The sequence below is a fragment of the Amycolatopsis vastitatis genome, from assembly GCF_002234595.1.
GTDB classification, from domain to species: Bacteria; Actinomycetota; Actinomycetes; order Mycobacteriales; family Pseudonocardiaceae; genus Amycolatopsis; species Amycolatopsis vastitatis.
Window position 1 is genome coordinate 59,586 of the sequence record NZ_NMUL01000057.1, and the last position, 23,110, is coordinate 82,695.

20 protein-coding genes are annotated in these 23,110 nt (G+C 72.3%); 11 read left to right on the plus strand and 9 right to left on the minus strand.

Annotated elements, in window-relative coordinates; translation table 11 throughout:
- Positions 1–151 precede the first annotated feature (151 nt).
- From CF165_RS41300 to CF165_RS41310, 3 genes are all read left to right on the plus strand, one after another.
- Positions 152–2,206, plus strand: a complete 2,055-nt coding sequence (locus CF165_RS41300; protein WP_093953030.1) for an acyl-CoA dehydrogenase family protein — start codon at positions 152–154, stop codon at positions 2,204–2,206.
- Between the two features lie 186 nt (positions 2,207–2,392).
- Positions 2,393–5,245, plus strand: a complete 2,853-nt coding sequence (locus CF165_RS41305; RefSeq protein WP_093953031.1) for a DEAD/DEAH box helicase — start codon at positions 2,393–2,395, stop codon at positions 5,243–5,245.
- Positions 5,245–6,405 (plus strand): SWIM zinc finger family protein, encoded by a 1,161-nt coding sequence (locus tag CF165_RS41310; protein WP_093953032.1) that lies wholly within the window; start codon positions 5,245–5,247, stop codon positions 6,403–6,405. The genes CF165_RS41305 and CF165_RS41310 overlap by 1 nt, the downstream gene beginning before the upstream one ends.
- Positions 6,406–6,499: 94 nt before the next feature.
- Here the strand turns inward: CF165_RS41310 and CF165_RS41315 are convergent, their stop codons facing one another.
- A complete protein-coding gene (locus CF165_RS41315) occupies positions 6,500–7,735 on the minus strand; it encodes an alpha/beta hydrolase (protein ID WP_093953080.1) in 1,236 nt (411 codons plus the stop codon).
- A gap of 65 nt (positions 7,736–7,800) precedes the next feature.
- Between CF165_RS41315 and CF165_RS41320 the strand changes: the two genes are divergently transcribed.
- Entirely contained in the window at positions 7,801–9,195 is a 1,395-nt protein-coding gene (locus CF165_RS41320) for a WS/DGAT/MGAT family O-acyltransferase (protein WP_093953033.1), read from the plus strand.
- Here the strand turns inward: CF165_RS41320 and CF165_RS41325 are convergent.
- Positions 9,182–9,676, minus strand: a complete 495-nt coding sequence (locus CF165_RS41325; protein ID WP_093953034.1) for a nitroreductase family deazaflavin-dependent oxidoreductase — start codon at positions 9,674–9,676, stop codon at positions 9,182–9,184. The two genes, CF165_RS41320 and CF165_RS41325, sit on opposite strands and share 14 nt — an antisense overlap.
- 14 nt (positions 9,677–9,690) lie before the next feature.
- On the minus strand, positions 9,691–10,527 hold the full coding sequence (locus CF165_RS41330; RefSeq protein WP_167441726.1) for an alpha/beta fold hydrolase: 837 nt from the start codon (positions 10,525–10,527) through the stop codon (positions 9,691–9,693).
- An 86-nt stretch (positions 10,528–10,613) separates the two neighbouring features.
- Here CF165_RS41330 and CF165_RS41335 point away from each other — a divergent pair, with 86 nt between their 5' ends.
- The 6 genes from CF165_RS41335 (at position 10,614) to CF165_RS41360 (ending at position 15,916) form a co-directional block, all read left to right on the plus strand.
- Entirely contained in the window at positions 10,614–11,663 is a 1,050-nt protein-coding gene (locus CF165_RS41335; protein WP_093953035.1) for an acyl-CoA dehydrogenase family protein, read from the plus strand.
- Positions 11,664–11,667: 4 nt separating this feature from the next.
- The gene (locus CF165_RS41340) at positions 11,668–12,822 is read left to right on the plus strand and encodes an acyl-CoA dehydrogenase family protein (protein ID WP_093953081.1); all 1,155 of its coding nucleotides are present in this window, start codon (positions 11,668–11,670) and stop codon (positions 12,820–12,822) included.
- Positions 12,819–13,727, plus strand: a complete 909-nt coding sequence (locus CF165_RS41345; protein WP_093953036.1) for a bifunctional MaoC family dehydratase N-terminal/OB-fold nucleic acid binding domain-containing protein — start codon at positions 12,819–12,821, stop codon at positions 13,725–13,727. Before CF165_RS41340 ends, CF165_RS41345 begins: the two co-directional genes overlap by 4 nt.
- Complete coding sequence (locus CF165_RS41350) at positions 13,724–14,110, plus strand: hotdog family protein (protein ID WP_093953037.1); 387 nt, start codon at positions 13,724–13,726, stop codon at positions 14,108–14,110. Before CF165_RS41345 ends, CF165_RS41350 begins: the two co-directional genes overlap by 4 nt.
- Positions 14,107–15,276 (plus strand): lipid-transfer protein, encoded by a 1,170-nt coding sequence (locus CF165_RS41355; protein WP_093953038.1) that lies wholly within the window; start codon positions 14,107–14,109, stop codon positions 15,274–15,276. The genes CF165_RS41350 and CF165_RS41355 overlap by 4 nt, the downstream gene beginning before the upstream one ends.
- 88 nt (positions 15,277–15,364) lie before the next feature.
- A complete protein-coding gene (locus CF165_RS41360; RefSeq protein WP_093953039.1) occupies positions 15,365–15,916 on the plus strand; it encodes a DUF5134 domain-containing protein in 552 nt (183 codons plus the stop codon).
- Positions 15,917–15,919: 3 nt separating this feature from the next.
- On the opposite strand, the gene CF165_RS41365 is transcribed toward CF165_RS41360, so the two are convergent.
- Genes CF165_RS41365 through kstD form a run of 6 tightly spaced genes read right to left on the minus strand, consistent with a single transcriptional unit; the run spans position 15,920 to position 21,361 of the window.
- Entirely contained in the window at positions 15,920–16,372 is a 453-nt protein-coding gene (locus tag CF165_RS41365) for a riboflavin kinase (RefSeq protein WP_093953040.1), read from the minus strand.
- A gap of 53 nt (positions 16,373–16,425) precedes the next feature.
- Complete coding sequence (gene chsH3 / locus CF165_RS41370; RefSeq protein ID WP_093953041.1) at positions 16,426–17,277, minus strand: enoyl-CoA hydratase ChsH3; 852 nt, start codon at positions 17,275–17,277, stop codon at positions 16,426–16,428.
- An 8-nt stretch (positions 17,278–17,285) separates the two neighbouring features.
- Positions 17,286–18,317, minus strand: a complete 1,032-nt coding sequence (locus tag CF165_RS41375) for a ferredoxin--NADP reductase (RefSeq protein WP_093953042.1) — start codon at positions 18,315–18,317, stop codon at positions 17,286–17,288.
- Positions 18,310–18,567 (minus strand): hypothetical protein, encoded by a 258-nt coding sequence (locus CF165_RS41380; RefSeq protein ID WP_093953043.1) that lies wholly within the window; start codon positions 18,565–18,567, stop codon positions 18,310–18,312. The genes CF165_RS41375 and CF165_RS41380 overlap by 8 nt, the downstream gene beginning before the upstream one ends.
- On the minus strand, positions 18,564–19,700 hold the full coding sequence (locus CF165_RS41385; protein WP_093953044.1) for a 3-ketosteroid-9-alpha-monooxygenase, oxygenase component: 1,137 nt from the start codon (positions 19,698–19,700) through the stop codon (positions 18,564–18,566). Before CF165_RS41385 ends, CF165_RS41380 begins: the two co-directional genes overlap by 4 nt.
- The gene (kstD, locus tag CF165_RS41390; protein WP_093953045.1) at positions 19,697–21,361 is read right to left on the minus strand and encodes a 3-oxosteroid 1-dehydrogenase; all 1,665 of its coding nucleotides are present in this window, start codon (positions 21,359–21,361) and stop codon (positions 19,697–19,699) included. Before kstD ends, CF165_RS41385 begins: the two co-directional genes overlap by 4 nt.
- Before the next feature lie 123 nt (positions 21,362–21,484).
- Between kstD and CF165_RS41395 the strand changes: the two genes are divergently transcribed.
- On the plus strand, positions 21,485–23,086 hold the full coding sequence (locus tag CF165_RS41395) for an FAD-binding protein (RefSeq protein ID WP_093953046.1): 1,602 nt from the start codon (positions 21,485–21,487) through the stop codon (positions 23,084–23,086).
- Positions 23,087–23,110 lie beyond the last annotated feature (24 nt).

Sequence of the window (23,110 nt, forward strand, 5' to 3'; positions counted from 1 at the left end):
CACGTTCTACACTCGTGAGTAGTGTTGCCGATCCGGCCGCGAAAGCAGGCGGAAACGGTCCGGAGCCGACCTGCTCACCGGCACCCGTTCCGCCGTGGCTGCCGGCCGGATCGGCAAGGGTAGACACAGCCATGGCTTGCGAGGAGACCTCATGCCGGTCGCGCTCACCGAGGAACAGGCCGCGCTGGCCGAGGCGATCCACGCCTGGTCGGCCGCGCGCCACCCGCGAGAGGCGGTGCGGGCGGCGGAAACCGGGGCCGGCGCGGGGATTCCCGCCGGCTTCGCCGGCCTCGGCCTGATGGGCGTCGCCCTGCCCGAGACCGCCGGTGGGGGTGGCGGCAGTATCGCCGATCTCGCCGCCGGGCTCGCCGCGGCGGCCGAAGAACTCGTTCCAGGACCGGTGCTCGGCACCGCGCTCGGCGGGCTCCTGCTGGCGGAGGTTCCCGCGGCGAAGGTGCTGCTGCCCGCTCTCGCCGAGGGGGAGGCCACGGTCGCGGTGCTGCTGGACGCGCCGTCGCTCGAGGACGGCGTCACCGGGCCGGTGCCCGGCGCGCACCCGGGAGCCTGGTTGCTGGTGCCGGTCGACGGCGGCCACGTGCTGCTCGCACCCGGCACGCCGGGCGTGACCGTCGAGCCCCTCGCGCCGTTCGACTTCTCCCGCCCGCTGGCGCGCATCCGGTTCTCCGGGGTCGAGGCCGAACTCCTGACCCTGCCGCCGGTCGCTGCGCAGGCGGCGACCCTCGCCGCCGCCGAGGCCGCCGGGGTGGCGCGGCGGTGTCTCACCATCGCCGTCGAGTACGCCAAGGTCCGCGAGCAGTTCGGCAAGCCCATCGGCGCCTTCCAGGCGATCAAGCACCTGTGCGCGGAGATGCTCTGCCGCGCCGAGGCGGCCGAAGCGCTGGCCTGGGACGCCGCGAGCGGGCAGCACCCGCTTTCGGTCGCGAGCGCCGCCGTCGTCGCCCTCGACGCGGCCGTCGCCAACGCCAAGGACTGCGTCCAGGTCCTCGGCGGAATCGGGTTCACCTGGGAACACGACGCGCACCTCTACCTGCGCCGGGCCGTGGCCCTGCGGCAGTGGCTCGGTGGGTCGTGGCGGCGGCAGGCGGCGTCATTGGCCCTCGCCGGGACCGAGCGCACTCTGGGTGTCGATGTAGGTGACGATCCTTCGTTGCGCGAAGAGGTCGAGCGCATCGCCGCGCTGCCCGATGCATGGCGGCGTGTCGCGCTGGCCGATGCCGGCCTGCTGACGCCGCACTGGCCGGCGCCCTACGGCCGGGGGGCCGATGCCGCGGAGCAGCTGCGGATCGACGCCGAGCTGGCGGCGGCCGGCGTCCGCCGTCCCGACCTGGTGATCGGCGCGTGGGCGGTGCCGACGATCCTCGAGCACGGCAGCGACGAGCAGCGGGCGCGGTTCGCCCGGCCGACCCTGCGGGGCGAGATCACGTGGTGCCAGCTGTTCAGCGAGCCCGGGGCGGGGTCCGACCTGGCCGCGCTGCGGACGGCGGCCCGGCGCGTCGAGGGCGGCTGGCGGCTGTCCGGGCAGAAGGTGTGGACGTCGCTCGCCCGTGAAGCCGACTGGGGCATCTGCCTGGCCCGCACCGACCCGGACGCGCCCAAGCACAAGGGCATTACGTATTTCCTGGTCGACATGCGCGCCGAGGGCATCACGACGCGGCCGCTGCGGGAGATCACCGGTGAAGCGGTGTTCAACGAGGTGTTCCTCGACGACGTGTTCGTGCCGGACGCCGACGTCGTCGGCGCGCCGGGCGGGGGCTGGCGGCTGGCGCGCACGACCTTGGCGAACGAGCGCGTGGCCATCGGGAGCGGCTCGGCGGTGGGGGAGAGCGTGCAGTCGCTGATGTCCACAGTGGACGCTTCGGCCCTCGGCGACGTCGCCCTGGACCGGCTCGGTGCGCTCGTGGCCGACGGGGTCGCCGGCTCGGTCCTGGACCTGCGGGCGGCCCTGAAGCGGCTCGGCGGGCAGGACCCGGGCGCGGAGTCGAGCGTGCGGAAGCTGCTCGGGGTCCAGCACCGCCAGGACGTGGCCGAGTTCGCGCTGGAGCTGGCCGGTGCCGGGGCCTTGGCCGCGGACGGCCCGGCCCAGCACGAGTTCCTCCTGACCCGCTGCCTGTCGATCGCGGGCGGCACGACCCAGGTCCTGCGTTCCCTGACAGCGGAACGCCTGCTGGGCCTCCCCCGCGGCTGATGCCCCCTCAATCACGCGAGATGCCCTCCCCATCACGCGAGTTACGCGCTCAATCACGCGAGTTCCGGTTTCGAGCACGCGAGATCCGGGTCTGATCACGCGGGCGCGGGCCGCGGACGCGGCACGAACGGACCGTTCGTGCCGCCGCGGGCAAAACTGTCGGGGTCGTGTTCTAGCGTTGCGGTCGTGGAGTTCAACGCAGACACCCAGGCCACCTACCTCCCCGCGGATCCCCCGCGGGACGGGGTGCTGGCCTTGTGGGGCGACGACGTGGCCGGCGGGACCACGATCGAGCTCGTGCTGCCCCGGGGCGCCAAGTTCGCGCGGACGAAGGTCGACGCGGAGCTCGTCCCGCTGGAGCGCGCGTTGCCCCGCCTGCTGGCGGTGGGGGAGGAGGCCAGCCCGGCCGTCGCGGCCTGGTCGGCCGCCGTCAACGCCGGGGTGAACCTCGTCGCGCGGGGGCGGCTGCGCCCTGCGGCGTCCCCGGGCGGCGCGGCGGCCTGGCGGATCGGCCCGCTCGACGCCGCGGACGAGGAACTGTTGCGCGGCCTGGCCGGCGCCCTGCCACCGGAGGCGTACGCGCTGCCGTTGACCGGGCTGAAACGCATCCGGCTGCACTCGCCGGACTCCCTGGTGCGCGCCCTCTGGGACGCGACGGCCGACCTGCTGGTGCGCAGCCCGGCGGCGCCCGTCGGGGCCGGTGACCCGGCCTTCGCGGCGCGCGAACCGGCGCTGCTGGGCCCGGACGGCGCCGCGTGGCTCGCCGAGCTGGAGGCCCGCGAACCGCGTGGCGTGCAGGTGCTGCTCCGCGTCGAGGGCCGGGGCGAGGACTCGTTCGCCGGTGTCCTCGCCGTGCGCAGCATCGCGGAGCCGAGCCTGGTGGTCGAGGCGGCGACGCTGTGGGACGCGCCGGACGCGGTCCTGAACCGGCTTGGCGAGCAGGTGGAGACGCAGCTGCTGCTCGGTCTGCGTCGTGGCGCGCGGGCCTGGGCGCCGCTGGGCCGGGTGCTGGCGGAGCCGGCGCCGGCGGAGCTGCCGCTGTCGGACGACGAGGTCGTCGATCTGCTCACCGACGGCTCCCGCGAGCTCGGCGGCGCCGGGATCGAGGTGCTGTGGGCGAAGGGCCTGTTCGCCGGCGAGGTGAAGGCGAAGGCGAGCGCGACCCAGGCGCCGGCGAGCGTCGCCGGGCCGGAGTTCGCGCTGCGGAGCCTCCTGGAGTTCCGCTGGCAGCTCAGCCTGGGCGGCGAGCAGCTGACCGAGGCCGAGGTCGCCGCGCTCGCCGAGGCGAAGCGGCCGCTGGTCCGGCTGCGCGGCCAGTGGGTGCGCGTCGACCCGGAGCTGCTCGCCCGGGTGCGCGGCCGCACCCGCAAGCTCGACGCCGGGGAGGCCCTGGCCGCCGCGCTCACCGGCGAGCTGGAGCTGGACGGCGAGCGCGTCGAGTTCGCCGCGCCACCGGTGCTGGGTGGGCTGGCTGAGCGGATCCGCGACCGCGCGGAGGCTGCGGTCGCGCCGCCGCCGGGCCTGCACGCGACCCTGCGGCCGTACCAGCAGGCCGGGCTCGGTTGGCTGGCCACGATGACCGGGCTGGGCCTCGGCGCCTGCCTGGCCGACGACATGGGCCTGGGCAAGACGATCCAGCTGATCGCCCTCCACCTGCACCGGCGCGCGCTGGCTGGGGCGGCCCGCTCGCGGCCCGAGCCCGGCGGGCTGCCGGGCGAGGCCGGTCCACCGGATTCCCCCGCCAGTCGTGAGGTTTTGGTTGCCGGTGAGGAGGTTTCCCTGGCCGGTGGCGGTCCCACCCTGGTGCTCTGCCCGACGTCCCTCCTCGGCAACTGGGAGCGCGAGTTCGCCCGGTTCGCGCCGGACATCCCGGTCCGCCGCTTCCACGGCGGCGGCCGCCACCTCGACGACCTCGCGCCGGACGAGGTCGTGCTCGCCACCTACGGCGTCCTCCGGCGCGACCGCGAGACACTGTCCGAAGTGGACTGGGGGCTCGTCGCGGCGGACGAGGCGCAGCACGTCAAGAACCCGTTGTCCGCCACCGCCAAGGAACTGCGCAAGATCCCCGCGCAGGCCAAGGTCGCCCTCACCGGCACCCCGGTGGAAAACCGGCTCACCGAACTGTGGTCCATTGTGGACTGGACCACGCCCGGGCTGCTCGGCCCGCTCGACCGCTTCCGCCGCACGGTGGCGCGGCCGATCGAGCGCGACCGCGACAAGGCCGTCACCGAACGGCTGGCCGCCACCGTACGGCCGTTCCTGCTGCGGCGCCGCAAGACCGACCCGGACATCGCCCCGGAGCTGCCGCGCAAGACCGAGACCGATCGGTTCGTCCCGCTCACCGCCGAGCAGACCACGCTCTACGAGGCCGTGGTGCGGGAGAACCTCGCCGAGATCCAGGCGACACAGGGCATCCAGCGGCGGGGGCAGGTGCTGAAGCTGCTGACCGAGCTCAAGCAGATCTGCAACCACCCCGCGCAGTTCCTGAAGGAGCCGCACGGCGCGCTCACCGGCCGGTCCGGCAAGCTCGCGGCGTTCGAGGAGCTCCTGGACGTGATCCTCGACGAGGGCGAGAGCGTGCTCGTGTTCAGCCAGTACGTCCAGCTCTGCCGGTTGCTCGAACGGCGTCTCAAGGAGCGCGGACTGCCGACCGAGCTGCTCTCGGGCGACAGCTCACCGGCGAAGCGGCAGGACATGGTCGACCGGTTCCAGGCCGGCGAGATCCCGGTGTTCCTGCTTTCGCTGAAGGCGGGCGGGGTCGGGCTCAACCTGACCCGGGCCACCCACGTGATCCACTACGACCGCTGGTGGAACCCGGCGGTGGAGGACCAGGCCACCGACCGCGCGTACCGCATCGGGCAGGACCGGCCGGTCCAGGTCCACCGGCTGATCGCCGAGGGCACCCTCGAGGAGCGGATCGCGCAGGTGCTCGAGAAGAAGCGCGGGCTGGCCGAGTCGATCGTCGGCGCGGGGGAGGACTGGATCACCGAACTGTCCGACGACGAGCTCGCCGACCTGGTCCGGCTCGGGAGCGGGTGATGCCCCCGAGGCGGAACTTCGGCACGACGTGGTGGGGCCGTGCCTGGGTCGACGCGCTGGAGCAGCGCGCGAAGCTCGACCCGAACCGGCTGCCCCGCGGGCGGACGTACGCGCGGAAGGGCACGGTCAGCGAGCTGCACGTCGGCGCCGGGGCCGTGACCGCCCGGGTGCGCGGCAGCCGGCCGCAGCCTTACAAGGTTTCCATCACGATGCGGACGTTCACCGACGGCGAGTGGGACACGCTGCTGGGCGTGGTCGGCACGCAGCTCGGGCACGCGGCGGCGCTGCTCGACGGCGAGCTGCCGGGCGCGCTCGCCGAGCAGGCCCGCGAGGCGGGCGCCGACCTGCTGCCGGGGCCGGGCGACCTGCGGCCGCGGTGTTCGTGCCCGGACTCGGCGAACCCGTGCAAGCACGTCGCCGCGGTGTATTACCTGGTTGCCGACGAGGTGGACCGCGACCCGTTCACCCTGTTCCTGCTGCGCGGGCGCCCGCGGGCGGACGTCCTGGCCGAGCTGCGGGCCCGCCGCTCGCCGTCGCGCGGCGAGAAGCCGAAGCTGCCGAAGCTCGCGGACGAGGGACTTACCCCTCGCGTGGCTTTCGCCCGGCGGCCGGGCGCGATCCCGGCCCTGCCCCGTCCGCCGCGGGTGGCCGGACCGCCGGCGATCCTGGACCTCGACCCGCCGCCGAGCACGGGCTGGACGGCGGCGGCGCTGTCCGGGCTGGCCGCGGACGCGGCCTCGCTGGCCCGCGACCTGCTGTCCGGCGGGGTGACGGCGGCGGAGCTGACGTTCGAGGAAGACCTCGCCCGCCGCGCGGCCGGCCGTTCCGGCCCGGAGGTCACCGCCCTCGCCACAGCGGCCGGGGTACCCCCGCGCGACCTGGCGAAGTGGGCGGAGGCTTGGCGCGAAGCCGGCCGCGGCGGCCTGGCGGCGCTGCGGGAGAGCTGGCAGCCGGGGCCGGGCCCGCTCGCCGAGGCCCAGTCCGTCCTGGCCGACGCGGGTCTCGCAGGGAAGCCGAAGATGTGGCGCAATCGCCTCACCCAGGGGGAGCTGCAACTGCGCTACGGCCGGGACGCGCGCTGGTACCGGTTCGTGCGCGCGGGGACGGAGTGGCGCCTCGACGGCCCACCCTCGGCAAGCCCGGTGGACCTGGCCTACTGACCGGCGGTTCGGGACCGGCCCAAACGCCCCAATGTGGCGTTGGGTGCGTCCAACGCACCCAACGCCACATTGGGGCGCAAGCGGCTCCGCCCGGCTACCGGTTCTCGGCTTTCCAGGCGTGGTAAGTGAAGTCCAGGAACCGCGCCACCCCGCGAACCACGTGCGCCGAACGCACCGACGTGAACACGTCGAACGCGTGCTGCGCCCCCGCCAGCTCCGCGTACGCGACCGGCTGGCGGGACTTCTCCCGCAGCCGCCGGACGAACTCGCGGGCTTCGCGGACCGGGACCAGCGAATCGTCCCGGCCGTGGATCACGAAGAACGGCGGTGCCTCCGAGGAAATCCGGTCCAGCGGCGATGCCGCGATGTAGTCGTCCAGGTGCCGCACCGGGTCGCGGTCCGGCGCGAACACCCGCCGGGCGATCAGGCTCTCCAACCGGTACTTGCTCGCCTGCGACCCGGAAGTCGCCGCGAAGTCGTACACGCCGTAGTGCGGCACGCACGCTTGGACGCTCGTGTCCACATCCTCGAACGACGGCTGCAACGCCGGGTCGTTCTGCGACAACGCCAGCAACGCCGACAGGTGCCCGCCCGCCGAGCCGCCCGTCACCGCGACGAACCGCGGGTCGCCGCCGTACGAAGCGATCGAAGAGCGAATCCACGCCAGCGCCTGCTTCGCCGCCACGATGTGCGCCGGCCAGCGGTGCGCCGGCGACAGCGGGTAGTTGATCGCGACGCACACCCAGCCGCGGCGGGCCAGGTAGCGCATCAGCGGGCGGCCCTGCTCCTCCTTGTTGCCGATCACCCACGCGCCGCCGTGGACCTGCAGCAGCACCGGTGCCCCCGAAACCGGTGCCGAAGGCCGGTACACGTCCAGGAGGAACCGCTTGCCGCCCGGGGCGTACGCGATGTTGCGGTCGACGTGGACGTCCGGTGCGCCCATCCGGAACGGCAGGGCCAGCTCGCTCCACGGCAGGCCCAGGTCGGAGCGGCCCAGCTCCGACGCGTAGTCCTCGCCCAACGCCGACGTCAGGGCCTTCTCGATCTCCTCCCGGGCGCCGTGCCCCGTGCGGATCAGCGTGGCCAGGCCGGCGGCGGACGCGGCCGCCATCGCCAGGCCCGCCTTCGTCGACCGGTCGCCGGTGCCGTGGCGGGCCACGTGGGCCAGGGAATCCGCCACGGTCAGCGCCAGGAACTGGGGCGCCAGCTCGCCGGTCAGCCAGCCGGCGAAGAACGCCGGGATCGTCGTGGACCGCGCCCGCAGCGGGCGGAGCGCGTTGGCCGTGAGCCCGAGCTGGACCGCGCGGCGGATCAGGAAGTTCGGCTGCACCACCGCGATGATACCGGCGAGTAGGGTGACGCGCCGCTCACTGGAAGTGGCTTACCCTGGGCGCCATGCAGAGACTGAGCGGCCTCGACGCGAGCTTCCTCTACCTCGAGACGTCGTCGCAGGTCCTGCACGTCTGCGGGCTGCTCGTCCTCGACGGCTCGACCGTCCCGGGCGGCTACACCTTCGCGAAACTCGCGGAAAAGCTCGACGAGCGGGTCCGGCTGATCCCGGCATTCCGCCGCAAACTGCACAACCCGCTCTGGAACATCGGTCATCCGGTGTGGATCGAGGACGAGGACTTCGACCTCGACCACCACGTGCACCGCATCGGCGTGCCCGCCCCCGGCGACCGCGTCGAGCTGGCCGCGTTGTGCGCGCACATCGCCGGGCAGCAGCTCGACCGCGCGCACCCGCTGTGGCAGCTGTACGTCATCGAAGGCCTGGCCGACGGCCAGATCGCCGTGCTGCTGAAGATGCACCACGCGAGCGTCGACGGCGTGAGCGGGGCCAGCCTGATCACCTACCTCGCCGGCCTGGAACCGGACGGGCCGATGCCGGCGATCGACGAGGGCCGCAATTCCGCGATGCCGTCGCCGTTGGACCTGCTCCGTTCGGGCGTCGAGAGCGTCGCGAAACGGCCCGCGGAGGTCGCCCGGCTGCTGCCCGACCTGCTGGGGCTGGTGCCGCGGTGGCTCGGGAAGGCGGTGCGCGGCAAGGGGATGCCGGTCCCGTTCACCGCGCCGAGGACGTCGCTGAACGGCACGATCACCGGCCACCGCAGCGTCGCCTTCGCCCAGCTCGACCTCGCCGAGATCAAGGACGTCAAGAACGCTTTCGGGGTCACGGTGAACGACGTCGTGCTCGCGCTCGTCGCCGGCGCGCTGCGGGAGTTCCTCGCCGCGCGCGGGGAACTGCCGCAGGACCCGCTGGTGGCGACCGTCCCGGTCTCGGTGCACGACCGCACCGAACGCGAGCACGGCAGCAACAAGGTTTCGGCGTTCTTCGCCTCCCTGCCGACGCACCTGGCCGACCCGGCCGCGCGGGTGTTCTTCCTCGCCGAGGCCAACCGGCGGTCGAAGGACCACCACTACGACATCGACGCCGACATGCTGCAGGACTGGGCGCAGTTCTCCGCCGCGACGGCGTTCGGGCTCGCGGTGCGCGCCTACTCCGCGTTGCGCCTGGCGGAGAAGCACCCGGTGGTGCACAACCTGGTCGTCTCGAACGTGCCCGGGCCGCCGATGCCGCTGTACTTCCTCGGTGCGCGGATCACCGGCTTCTACCCGCTCGGCCCGGTTTTCCACGGCGCCGGGCTGAACGTCACCGTGCTGTCCAACGCGGGCAAGGTGCACGTCGGCCTGCTCGGCGCCCGCGAGCTGGTCAAGGACCTGTGGCTGCTCGCCGACGCGCTGCCCCACGCCATGGCGGAACTGCGCAAGGCCGCGCCTAGCGGGGGCTGAGCACCACCACCGGGATCTCCCGCTCGGTCCACGCCTGGTACTTCGCGAAGTCGGCATACAACTCGACCAGCCGCGGCCACAGTTCGGCGCGCTCCGAAGGCCCGGCGACCCGCGCCCGGACCGGGACGTCGCGACGGCCCTTGAGGTGGATGCGGGGTTCCGGGTGCGCCAGGAGGTTGAAGTACCACTGGGGGTGCCGGGGCAGCCCGCCCTGGGAACCGACGATGACGACGTCGCCGCCGGATGCCAGGTACAGCAGCGGAGTCGTGAACAGCCGGCCCGACTTGCGTCCGCGGTGTTCCAGCAGCAGCGTCGGCACCGGCTTGCGGAACCCGGCGCCCACCCGCCAGGTGCTGCCGACGCGGCCGTTCGTCAGCCGGAACACCGACACCTGGGCCTTCGCGGCGTACTTCATGACCTTCGCCGTCACGGGCGAGTCCAGGCCGTCGGGTTTCTGTTCGGGCAGGCTGAAACGTCCCATGGCGAGTTCCTTCCTCAAAGGGATCCGACCGCGGCGAGCAGGGCGGGCACCCAGCGATCCGCGGCCAGGACGCAGGCCGCGTGCCCGGCCGCGACCTCGTAGGTCGCCGCGCCGGGGATCCGGCGGGCCAGTGACCGCTGGTGGTCGGGCGCGATGAACCGGTCCCGGGTGGTCACGACGACCGCGGCCGGCAGCCGCAGCGTGTGCAGCCACGGCGTCGAGTCGAACCGGCCGATCTCGTCGACGGCGACGGCGATCTCCCACGGCTTGGTCGACCGGAACTCTCGCAGCCCCCATCGGTGGTCCTCGACGCGATCGCGGGGGACCGCGACCGGCGCGGCCGGCGGCCTCACGCGCTCGCGCAGCCGCCGCAGGGTCCGGCCGAACACGTCGAGGGCGACCCGCTGGCGCACCCCGCGGCGGAAGGTGCTCGCGGTCGAGCAGAGCACCAGTCCGGTAACACGTTCTGGTTCGGCGTGGGCTACGAGCTGGCCGACCATGCCGCCCATCGAGTACCCGGCGAGCGCGAACCGCCCGATGCCGAGCGCGTCGGCGACCGCGGTGACGTCGGCGGCGCAGTCGGCGAGGCGGAACTCGGGCGAGCGGATGCCCCGGCCGTGCCAGCGCTGGTCGAACACGACGACGCGGTGGCGCCGCGCCAGCCGGTCGAGGGCCGGGTACCAGGTCAGCAGGCCGGTGCAGGCCACCGAATGCAGCAGGAGCAGGGCGGGCGCGTCACGCGGGCCGACGTCGGTGACCACCGTGCGGCCGCGGCCGGGCAGGTCGAGGAGGACCGGGTCGGGCACGCCGGCGGTCGGCGGCACGGTGACCAGCCGCCGTGTCCCCGCCATCCAGCCTCCTCCGGGGGTTGCCGAGCCGGTCCTTTCCGGTTAAGACTAGAACATGTTTCAGTATTGCGCCGATCCGGAGGACAGGCGTGGACTTCGCCCTTGACGATACGCAGACCGAGATCGCCGCTCTCGCCGCGAAGGTGCTCGGCTCGCCAGACGATCCCTGGCGCGCCCTGGCGTCCGCGGGCTTGCTCGCGCTGGCCTTGCCCTCGGACCTGGAAGGCGACGGCCTGGGCATCGCCGAGGTCGCGCAGGTCCTCACCGAGGTCGGCCGCGCCGCCGCGCCGGTCCCCGCCTACGCGGCCCTGGCGCTGGGCGTCCTGCCGGTCGAGTCGCTCGGTACCCCGGCGCAGCGCGCGGAGCTCCTGCCGCCGGTCGCCGCGGGGGAGGCGGTGCTCACCGCGGCCCTGCACGAGCCGTCCGCCCCGCTCGTCGGCGAGCCCGCCGCGACCGCGCGGGCCGCCGACGGGAAGTGGCTGCTCAACGGCGTGAAGACCGCCGTCCCGTACGCCGGGCAGGCCATCCGGATCCTGACGCCGGTGAGCACTCCGCACGGCACCGCCGTCTACCTGGTCGACCCGCACGCCGACGGCGTCACGCTGGTCCCCACCCGGAACTCGGCCGGGACGCCGGAGTGCACCGTGCGGCTCGAGGACGTCGCCGTGGCGGAGACCGACCTGCTGTTCGACCGGGGCGCCGTCGCGGTCCTGCACCGGTTCGCCCTGGCCGGGGCTCTCGCGCTGGGCGACGGGCTCCTCGCCGGTGCCCTGGCGCTGACCGTGAAGCACGTCGGCGAGCGGACCCAGTTCGGCCGCCCACTGGCGACGTTCCAGGCGGTGGCGGGGCAGATCGCCGACGTCTACGTGGCCGCCCGGACCGTGCACCTCGCCGTGACGTCCGCGGTGTGGCGGCTGGCGTCCGGCCTCGACGCGGACGCCGAACTGGACGTCGCCGCCTACTGGTTCGCCTCGCAGGCCCCGGAAGCGCTGGCGACCTGCCACCACCTGCACGGCGGTGTCGGTGTCGACGAAACCTATCCGCTGCACCGGTATTCGTCGGCGGTCAAGGATCTCGGCCGGGCGCTCGGCGGTGCCGCGCACCGGCTCGGCAGGCTCGGCGAACGAGTGGCGGGGTGAGCGGATGCACGTCGAACTGACCGCGGCGCAACGGGAACTGCGCGCCGAGCTGCGCGAATACTTCTCGGGCCTGATCAGCCCCGAGGAGCGGCAGGCGATGCGCCGAGAACGGCACGGGCCGGTGTTCCGCGAGATCGTCCGCCGGATGGGCCGCGACGGCCGGCTCGGCGTCGGCTGGCCGGTCGAGTACGGCGGGCAGGGCTTCGGCGGGATCGAGCAGCACCTGTTCGTCGACGAGGCCGCCCGCGCCGACGTCCAGCTGCCGTCGGTGACGCTGCAGACGGTCGGGCCGACGCTGCAGGAGTACGGCACGGACGAGCAGAAGTCCTTCTTCCTGCCGAAGATCCTGGCCGGCGAGATCCACTTCGCGATCGGCTACACCGAGCCCGACGCCGGTACCGACCTGGCGTCCCTGCGGACGACGGCGGTGCGCGACGGCGACGAATACGTCGTCAACGGGCAGAAGATCTTCACCACCGGCGGGCACGACGCGGACTACATCTGGCTCGCCGTGCGGACGGCGCCCGACGCGCCGAAGCACAAGGGCATCTCGATCCTCATCGTCGACACGAGCGACCCGGGGTACTCGTGGACGCCGATCATCACCTGCGACGGCGCCCACCACGTCAACGCGACGTACTATTCGGACGTCCGTGTTCCGGCGGATCGGTTGGTGGGCAAGGAAAACGGCGGCTGGCGGCTGATCACGACGCAGCTCAACCACGAGCGCGTGATGCTGGGCCCGGCCGGGCGCGTCGGCGGGCTGTACGACCGCGTGCACGCCTGGGCGTCCGCCCACGGCCTGCTGGACCTCGCCGACGTCCGGGCCGTGCTGGCCGACGCGCTCGCCGTCACGCGGGTGAACGAGCTGCTGAACTGGCAGGTCGCGGTGTCCTCGGCGAGCGCGCCGGTCGGCGTCGCGGACGCGTCGGCGACCAAGGTGTTCAGCTCCGAGGCCATCCAGCGGATCGGCCGGAACCTGGAGGAACTGGTGGCACGTCACGGCGATCCGGCCGATCCGGACACCGCCGAGCTGGCGGACTGGCTCGACCTCACGGCGAAGCGGAACATCGTGCTGACGTTCGGCGGTGGGGTCAGCGAAATCCAGCGGGAGCTGATCTCCTCGATCGGCCTGGGCCTGCCGAGGGTGCCGCGGTGAACGTAGAAGAAGCAGCCGCGGAGATCGCCGCGCGCGGGGAAAGCGCGCCGCGCCTGGCGCGCGACCCGGTCAACCAGGCCATGGTGAACAACTGGGTCGAGGCGATCGGCGACCCCAACCCGGTCTACACCGACCCGGAATCCGCCGCCGCGAGTGTCCACAAGGGACTCGTCGCGCCGCCCGCGATGGCCCAGGTGTGGACGATGAACGGCCTGCACGGCACCCGGGCGGACGACGACCCGCTCGGCGCGATGATGGCCGTGCTCGACGAGGCCGGGTTCACCTCCGTGGTGGCCACGAACTCCGAGCAGACCTACCACCGGTACCTGCGGCCGGGTGAGCACCTGGCGGCGACGACTCGCCTGGAGAAGGTCGTCGGCCCGAAGAAGACGGCGTTGGGGGAAGGCTGGTTCGTCACCACGCGGACGACCTGGTCCGTCGGGTCCGAAGCGGTCGCGGAGATGATGTTCCGGGTGCTGAAGTTCCGGCCGCCCGGCCCGAAGCCGCCGCCGGCGCCGGTGCTGCGGCCGGTGATCAGCCGGGACACCGAGTTCTTCTGGGACGGCCTTCGCGAGGGCGAACTGCGGATCCAGCGCTGGGGCGAAACGCTGCGGCACCCGCCGGGGCCGATGCCGCCGGACGGCTCGCTGGACACCAAGCCCGACTACGTCGTGGCCAGTGGCCGGGGAACCGTGTACTCGTACGTCGTCCACCACCACCCGCCGGTGCCGGGCAAGGAGCTGCCGTTCGTCGTGGCCCTGGTCGAGCTGGAGGAAGGGGTTCGCGTGATGGCCGAGCTGCTCGACGCGTCGCCGGACGAGGTCCACATCGGACTGCCGGTGGTGGCCGCGTTCGTCCGCGTCGACGACGACCTGACCCTGCCCGCGTGGAAGGTGGCCCGATGACCGTCGCCGAAGGGACCGAGCTGCCGCCGCTGACGATCGAGGCGACGCCGACGTTCGTCGTCAGCACGGCGCTGGCCACCCGGGACTTCCAGGACGTGCACCACGACCGCGACGCGGCCGTCGAGCGCGGCTCGAAGGACATCTTCCTCAACATCCTCACCGACACCGGTCTCGTGCAGCGGTTCGTTTCGGCGTGGGCCGGGCCGGAGGCGCTGATCCGGTCGATCAAGATCCGGCTCGGCGTGCCGTGCTACGCCTACGACACGCTGACGTTCACCGGCCGGGTGGTCTCTTGCGAAGGGCGGGACGTCGTGGTGTCCGTGTCCGGTGTGGACAGTCTCGGCGAGCACGTCGCCGGCACCGTGGAGGTGACCCTCCCGTGACGCTCTCGGGCAAGGCGGCCATCGTCGGGATCGGCGCGACGGAGTTCTCGAAGGACTCGGGCCGGAGTGAACTGCGGCTGGCGGCGGAATGCGTGTCCCACGCGCTGGCCGACGCGGGACTCACCCCGTCTGATGTGGACGGACTGGTGTCGTTCACGATGGACGGCAACGCGGAGATCGCTGTCGCCCGCGAACTCGGCATCCCCGAACTGAAATTCTTCAGCCGCATCCACTACGGCGGCGGCGCCGCGGCGGCGACTCTGCAGCAGGCCGCGATGGCGGTGGCGACCGGCGTCGCGGACGTCGTCGTCGCCTACCGGGCGTTCAACGAGCGGTCGGGGCACCGCTTCGGGCAGGTGTCGTCCGCCGCGGCGGGCCAGGTCAACTCGTCCGGGGTCGACAACGCCTTCCACTACCCGATGGGCATCGCGACCCCGGCGGCGACGGTCGCGATGGTCGCGCGGCGGTACCTCCACGACTACGGCGCGACGAGCGAGGACTTCGGGCGCGTCGCGGTGATCGACCGCAAGCACGCGGCGACCAACCCGAACGCGTGGTTTCACGAGCGGCCCATCACCCTCGAGGAGCACCAGGCGTCGCGCTGGGTGGCCGAGCCGCTGCACCTGCTCGACTGCTGCCAGGAGAGCGACGGCGGGGTGGCGCTCGTCGTCACCAGCGTGGAACGGGCGCGTGACCTGGCCCGGCCGCCGGTGGTGATCGCGGCGGCGGCGCAGGGGAGCGGGCCGGACCAGTACGTGATGACCAGCTACTACCGCGACGACCTGGCCGCGTTGCCCGAGATGGGCGTCGTGGGCGGGCAGCTGTGGGGACAGTCGGGGCTGACACCGTCCGATGTGGACGTTGCCGTGCTGTACGACCACTTCACGCCGTATGTGCTGATGCAGCTGGAGGAACTGGGTTTCTGCGGCCGCGGCGAAGCGAAGGACTTCATCGCCGACGGCGCGCTGGAGCTCGACGGCGCGTTGCCGCTCAACCCGCACGGCGGCCAGCTCGGCGAGGCGTACATCCACGGCATGAACGGCATCGCGGAAGGGGTGCGCCAGATCCGCGGCACGGCGGCCAACCAGGTACCGGACGCCGCCCGGGTGCTGGTCACGGCGGGGACGGGCGTGCCGACGAGCGGACTCATCCTGACGGGTGACTGAGGTGTCACCTCATTGACGGCTGGTGCGCGGCCGACGTGGATGTCACGGTGGAGACACCATCCACGACGGAGAGTGAGGCCGACTGGCGATGGTGGTCGACTGGGCGCTCACGGCGGTGTTCGCGGCGCTGGTGCTGCCGTGCGTGCTGCGCCTGGTCCGCCTCGACTACGCGCGGCTGGGCCACGGGGTCCGCCACGGCGACCTCGCGGAGCTGCTGCTGGTGGTGGCGATGCTGGCGATGGTCTCCCCGGTCGGCGGCCCGATCCCGGCGGCGGGCTGGCAGGCGGTGCTGGCGCTGACGACGGGCTGGTTCGCGGTGGCCTGGTGGCGGGGCAGGTCGTGCTGCGCCCACCACGCGCTGTCGGCGGCGGCGATGTTCTACATGGTGACGGCGATGCCGCACGCCGGAATGGACCACGGGCCGTGGCTGACTATGTCCACAATGGATTCACGGTTGGCGTTGCCGCTGATAGCGGTGGTGGCGGCGGGGTACTTCGTGGTCGATGCCGCGTGGTCCGGAGTGCTGGTGGTGCGGGGCGCGGCCATCGCGGGCTCGGGCTCCGGGCAGGCGTCGCGCGCGGTGTGCCGGGCGGCGATGGGGGCCGGGATGGGCTACCTGCTGCTGGCCTCGGCCCTGTGAACTTCAGCCCGCGACGCGGCGGACCTCGCCGAGCGGGCTCTCGCCGGGGGCCGGGAGGGAAGCCGCCGGATGGCCGGCCGTCCACTGGGTCGCGGCCGCGATGTCGTTCTTCAGCGCCGTGATCAGATCCTCCGCCGACGCGTACTTCTCCTGCTGCCGCAGGTGTGTCCCGAGCCACACCGCCAGCGTCTCGCCGTACAGGTCGCCGGTGAAGTCCAGGAGGTGGGCCTCCAGCAGGCGGTAGCCGTCCGCGCCGTAGTACGTCGGGCGCCTGCCCACCGAGATCGCCGCCGGGACGTGCGTGCCGTCCGCGCGGCGGACCCAGCCCGCCCAGACGCCGTCGCCGAGCGAGCCGTCCTGGTCGCGCAGGGCGATGTTGGCCGTGGGAAAGCCCAGCTCACGGCCGCGCTTGTCGCCCGATTCGACCGTTCCCCGCACCACGAAGTATTCCGGCATCCGTCCCCTCCCGAGGTTCTCCCTCCTACGGTAGCCGCCCCCGCCGGAACAGCTCACGAAGTGGGCACGAGCACCGTGTCCGCCAGCACCGGGGCATCGTCCCGCTCGGCCGCCGACGTCGTCACCAGCAACCGGCCGTCATCCTCGCGCCACACCCGGCTCCGCAGCGTCTCACCCGGGAACACCACGCCGGCGAACTTCGTCGCGAAGGACGCCACCCGGGCCGGGTCGCCGTCCAGGAACTCGTTCACCAGCACCCGCGCCACGATCCCGTACGTGCACAGGCCGTGCAGGATCGGCCGCTCGAACCCGGCCGCGCGAGCGAACGCGGGGTCGGCGTGCAGCGGGTTCCGGTCGCCGCACAGCCGGTACAGCAACGCTTGCTGGGGCAACGTCGGCGTCTCGAGAACAAGATCAGGCGAACGTGTCGGCCAGTCGATCCGATCCGAAGGTCCCCGCGACCCGCCGAAACCGCCCTCGCCGCGGGCGAAGATGCTCGACCGGGCCGTCCACAGGGGATCGCCGGACGACGACGTGGCCGAGACCTCCTGGACCACCACAGCCGCCTTGCCCTTGTCGAAGACGTCGGCGATCCGCGACCGGGCCACCGCCTTCCCGGACGTCGGGATCGGCCGGTGCATCGTGATTTCCTGCTTGCCGTGCAGCACCTTCGCCAGGTCGATCTCCACGCCGGGGAACGACACCGCCGGCGGGTCGAACACGCGCAGGTTGGCCGCCACCGTCGCGAACGTCGGCAGCACCACCAGGTCCTGCTCGTAGGTGTACCGCAGCTCGTCCGGGCCGGCACCCAGCGCCAGGTGGTAGAGCAGCACGTCCGACGACGTCCAGGCGAAGCTCACCTCGCCGATCTCGGCGCCGATCGCGACGTCCGGGTTGATGGGCACGCGGGCTCCTATTCGTAGCTGATCGAGACCTCGTCGGTGACCGGCAGGGACTGGCACGCCAGGACGATGCCGTCGGCGATGTCCTCGGCGTCGAGGACCTCGTTGTGCAGCATCTTCACCTCACCCGAGACGATCCGGCACGCGCACGCACTGCATTGTCCCTCGCGGCACGAGTACGGCGCGTCCATGCCTTCGTCCAGGAGCCGGTCCAGGAGCTTCCGCTGCCGCGGCCACGCCATCGACCGCGTGTCCCCGTCGAGGGTCACCGTCAGCGACACCGGCGCCTCATCGGACTCGACCTCGGGCTCCGGCTCACCGGACTCGAACGGGTTCCCGGTCAGCGACGTGAACTTCTCGACGTGCACGCGGTCCCGCGGCACGCCGAGCTGCCCGAGGGCTTCCCGGACGGCGGCCATGAACGGCGCCGGCCCGCACAGGAACGCCTCGTGCGACGTGTACGCCGCCGCCAGCCCCCGCAGCTGCGCGACGTCCGGCAGCCCCTGGACGCTTTCCAGCCAGTGCACGACGACCAGGCGGTCGCCGTACCGCTTCGCCAGCGACACCAGCTCGTCGGCGAAGATCACCGAGCGCTCGTCGCGGTTCGCGTAGACCAGCACGACCCGGCCGGAGCCCTCCTCAAGAGCCGTCTTGAGGATCGCCATCACCGGCGTGATGCCGCTGCCGGCGGCGAACAGCAGGAAGTCCTCGTCCACCGACGTCGGGCAGAACACGCCCGCCGGCGCCAGCACGTCGAGCTGCATCCCCGGCTGCAAGGACGAGCAGATCCAGCTCGAGCCGTAGCCGCCGTCGGTCCGCTTGACCGTCACCTGCACGCGGTTCTCGTGCGGCGCGCTCGAAAGCGAGTAGCACCGCGCGACCGAACCGGTCCGGTCGCTCGGGATCCGCAAGGTCAGGAACTGGCCTGCCGTATAGGAAAACGCCGAAGCGTGCTCGTCGGGGACCTCGAACACGACCGACCGCGCGTCCGGCGTCTCGACGATGACGTCGGCGACGGTCAGCGTGTAGACCCGCTCAGCCATCGGCCACCGCCAGCGTGCCTTCGCGCACGGCGTCGGAGATGCTGTCGGCCAGCTTCGGGCACGTGTCGAGCAACGCCGAAGGGCCGTCCGCGTCCGCGAACACCGGGCAGGTGTCGGCCGGCCGGGACGTCCACTGGATGCTCGTGTGCTGGATGCTGTTCTTCTTCACCAGCACGCACGTCCCGCAGCTGCGGCACTCGTGCGGCCGCAGCCCGCCCGACAGGAATTCGGTCTGCTCGGCGGTCGTCACACTTCCGCCTCGGTCTTCTGCCGCGCCAGGTTCTCGGCCACCTCCGCCGCCCACGCCTCGTTCGCCTTCGTGGTGTCCACTTCGAACTCGAACCGTTGCGTCATGTCCTCGGTGACGTCGGCGACGTCGACGTAGAACTGCTGGTACCACCGGCGGAGCTGGTAGACCGGACCGTCCTCTTCGCACAGCAGCGGGTTGTCGATCTGCGTCTTGTGCTTCCAGATCTCGACGTCCTGAAGGAACCCGGCCCCGATCCCGCGGGCCAGCTTCGCGGCGATCTTGTCCGCGTGCTCGTCGGAGATGCCCGGCGGCTTCCGCACCTTCATCCCGTACTGCAGCACGAACGACGTCGGCGTGACGGGGTAGTGGCAGTTGATGAGCACGCTCTCGATCTCGTAGCCCTGGAACGAGTTCACCAGCTTGTTGATCATGTACGAAGGTCCGAAGTACGAAGCCTCCGACCGCAGCAGGTTTTCCTCGCCGCCGTAGTTCGACGCCATGCCCATGTCCGGGCGGCCCTTGGTGTTGAGGTACTGCGTGGCGATGTGGCCTTCGAACACGTTCTTGAAGTACGTCGGGTAGGCGTAATGGATATAGAAGAAGTGCGCCATGTCGACGACGTTGTCGATGATCTCGCGGCAGTTGGAACCGTCGATGAAGATCTCGTCCCAGGTCCAGTTGCTCCACTCGGCGCTGTCGGCGGCCTCGATCCGCGGGATCGCCAGCTCCTCCGGCGGCGGGTTGCCCTCGGGGTCGTGCCACAGCAGCAGCTGGCCGTTCCGCTCCTCCGTCGTCCACGACCGCGTCCGCGCCCGCAGCGGAACCCGCTTGGCGTAGGGGATCGAGACGCACTTGCCCTTGCCGTTCCAGCGCCAGTCGTGGAACGGGCAGGCGACCTCGTCGCCCTTGACGCTGCCCTGGGTGAGGTCGCCGCCCATGTGCCGGCAGTAGCCGTCGAGCACCTGCAGTGCACCGTGCGAGTCGGCGAACACCACGAGCTTCGTGCCGAACGCCGTGATCGCGTGCGGTTTCCCGTCGCGGAAGTTCTCCGCCAGGCCCAGGCAGTGCCAGCCGCGGGCGAACCGGGTCGGTGGCTCACCGGCGTAGATGGTGCGTACCGAGTCCTGCGTCATCGCTGCCCTCCCGTGGTCCCCTGATCTTCGTTCGCCAGCCGCGTCGCCGCAAGGTAGCCGAACACCATGGCGGGGCCGATGGTCGCGCCCGGCCCGGCGTACGTCCGGCCCATCACGGCCGCGCTGGCGTTGCCCGCGGCGTAGAGCCCAGGCACCACCGAACCGTCTTCGCGGAGTACCCGCGCGTGTTCGTCGGTGCGCAGCCCGCCTTTGGTCCCCAGGTCGCCCGGCACGATCTTCACCGCGTAGAACGGCGCCTTGTCCAAGGGGCCGAGGCTGGGGTTGGGTTTGTTGCGCGGGTCGCCGTAGTAGTGGTCGTACTTGCTGACCCCGCGGTGGAAGTCCTCGTCGACGCCTCGGCGTGCGAAGCCGTTGAAGCGCTCGACGGTGGTTTCCAAAGCGGAAGCCGGGACGTCGATCTTCGCGGCCAGCCCGGCCAGTGACGACGACTTCGCCGCGATCCCGGCCTTGAACCAGCGGCCGGGCAGCGGCTGGCGCGGCCCGATGCCGGTGAACATGTACCGGTCCTTGTAGCGTTGGTCGAACACCAGCCAGGTCGGGATGTGCTCGCCCGGCCCGTCGCCTTCGCCGTACATCGCGTGCACGGCCTCGACGTAGGGCGCCGACTCGTTGACGAACCGCTTCCCCTGCGCGTCGACCATGATGCAGCGCGGCCGCGACCGTTCGGCGAGCGCGAACCACGGGCCGCCGGTGAGCGGCAGCGACGGCCCCCACCAGGCGTCGTCCATCAGGTCGAGCGCCGCGCCCAGCTTCAGGCCGGCGGTGATGCCGTCGCCGGTGTTGGCTTCCGCGCCGACGGTCCAGTCGACGCCGATCGGGGCGCGCTGGTACTTCTCGCGCATCTCCAGGTTCCGCTCGAAGCCGCCGCTGCCGAGGATCACGCCCCGCCGGGCTTCGATGACCCCCTGCGAGGTGACCACGCCGGTGACGCGGTCGCCGTCGACCCGCAGGTCGGTGAGGGGCGTGTTCAGCCGGACTTCGACACCGGCCCTGGCCAGGCCGACCCGCAGGCCCCCCGCAAGCGCTTGCCCCATGCTGAGCAGCCGCTGCCCGCGCACGCGCCCCACCAGCCACTGGACGCCGAGGGACAGCATCCGGACGGCGCCGCGGGGGTGTCTCGCCAGCAGGCTCAGCCAGCGGTAGTCCGCCTGGGTGATCGGCACGCCCATCGGGGGAGCGCTGTAGGGCGGTTCGAGGTGGGCCAGCTCGGCGCCGAGCAGCTTGCCGTCGAAGGCCATCGGCTCGACCGACCGGCCGCCGGGCCGCCCGCCGGGGGCCTCGGGGTGGTAGTCGCTGTAGTCGCGGACCCAGCGGAACTTCAGCGGCGTGTGGTCGCAGACGAACCGCAGCACCTCGGGGCCGTGCGCGAGGAACGTGTCACGCCGGACGGCCGGGACGACGTCACCGACGATCGAGGCCAGGTACTCGCGCGCCCGCTCGGGGGGCTCGTCGATCCCGGCGGCGCGCAGCGCGTGGTTGCCGGGGAGCCAGACGCCACCGCCGGAGCGCGCGGTCGAGCCGCCGAAGCAGGCCGCCTTTTCCAGGACGACGACGCTCAAGCCGTGGTGGGCCGCAGCCAGCGCGGCGGTCATCCCGGCGGCCCCGCTGCCGACCACGACGACGTCGAACTGCTCGGTCATCTCACCTCACTTGTCGGGCGTTCCGGGGAACACTTGTAACGTGTTCCACAGGACGAGTCTCCAGTTGAGAGCCGCTTTCGGTCACCATAGACGAGAACGTGTTTCAGTTCTAGGGTAGCGACCATGGACGCACTCGTCGCGGACGTGGTCATCGTGGGGTTCGGAGCGGCCGGCGCCTGTGCCGCCCTCGAAGCGGCCGACGCGGGCGCCGACGTCGTCATCGTCGAGCGCTTCGCCGGGGGAGGGGCCAGCGCGGTCAGCGGTGGCATCGTCTACGCCGGTGGCGGAACCCGCCAGCAGCTCGACGCGGGCGTCGACGACTCCGTCGACGCGATGTACGCCTACCTCCGGCTCGAAACCGGCGACGTCGTCTCCGAAGCGACGCTGCGCCGGTTCTGCGAGGGCAGCCGGGAGATGATCACCTGGCTGGAGGACAACGGCGTGCCGTTCGAAGGCAGCCTCTGCCCGTACAAGACGTCGTACCCCAGCGACGACCACTACCTGTACTACTCCGGCAGCGAGTCCGCCGGCGGGTTCCGCGACGCCGCGAAGCCCGGCCCGCGCGGCCACCGCGTCAAGGGTCCCGGGACCTCGGGGAAGATGCTGATGGCCCGGCTCAAGGCGGCCGTGCGCGCCCGCGGCATCCGCGTGCTGACGCAGACGACCGCCCGGACCCTGATCCGCGACGACGAAGGCCGCGTCACCGGGCTCATCGCCGACACCCTGAGCGACGCCCCCGCCGGCGTGCGGGCCCAGCATCAGCGCTTCGCCCAGTACGCGGCGAAGCCCGGGATCTACATCCCGTCGCTGCGCAGGTCGCTGCACCGCCGCGTCGAGCGCTTCGAGCGCGCGCACGGCCGTGAGCTGCGGATTTCCGCCCGGCGCGGGGTCGTCCTCGCCGCGGGCGGGTTCATCGCCGACCGCGAGATGGTGCGCGAACACGCCCCGGCCTACCGCGGCGGGCTCCCGCTCGGCACGTCCGCCGACGACGGCTCGGGCATCCGGATGGGCGTCGAAGCCGGGGCGGCCACCGGTGAGCTGGGCCGGATCTCGGCGTGGCGGTTCGTCACGCCGCCGAGCGCGTTCCTCGGCGGGATCATCGTCGACGCCGAGGGGCGGCGGGTCATCGACGAATCCCGCTACGGCGCCGCCATCGGGGAAAAGCTCATCGAGGACCACGGGAGCAAGGGCTGGCTGCTCGTCGACGCGCCGATCGTGGCCGAGGCGCGCCGGGACGGCCGCAAGCAAAGCCAGTGGTTCCAATGGCTTCAGCTGCGGTACCTGCTGCGCCGCGGCCGGGTCGTCGGCGCGACGCTGGGCGAGGTCGCGCGCAAGGCCGGGATCGCCCTCGAGGGGCTCAAGGCGAGCGTCGAGGCCTACCACGGCGCCGTGGACCCGATGGGCAAGCCCGCCGAGTTCGCGCGGCGGCTGGAGAACCCGCCGTTCTCGCTCATCGACATCTCGGTGCGGCCGAACCTCGGGTACCCGACGCCGATGCTGACCCTCGGCGGGCTGGTCGTCGACGAGGAGACGGGCGCCGTGCGGAGCACGGCGGGGGAGCCGATCCCGGGCCTGTACGCGGCCGGCCGCACCGCCGTGGGAATCTGTTCCAGGTCGTACGTGAGTGGTCTGTCGCTGGCCGACTGCGTTTTTTCTGGCCGCCGAGCGGGGATCAACAGTGCCCTGGCGCAGGGAGTTCTCGACAAAAACGAGAACGTGTTCTAGTCTTGCCGTACTGAAGACTAGAGA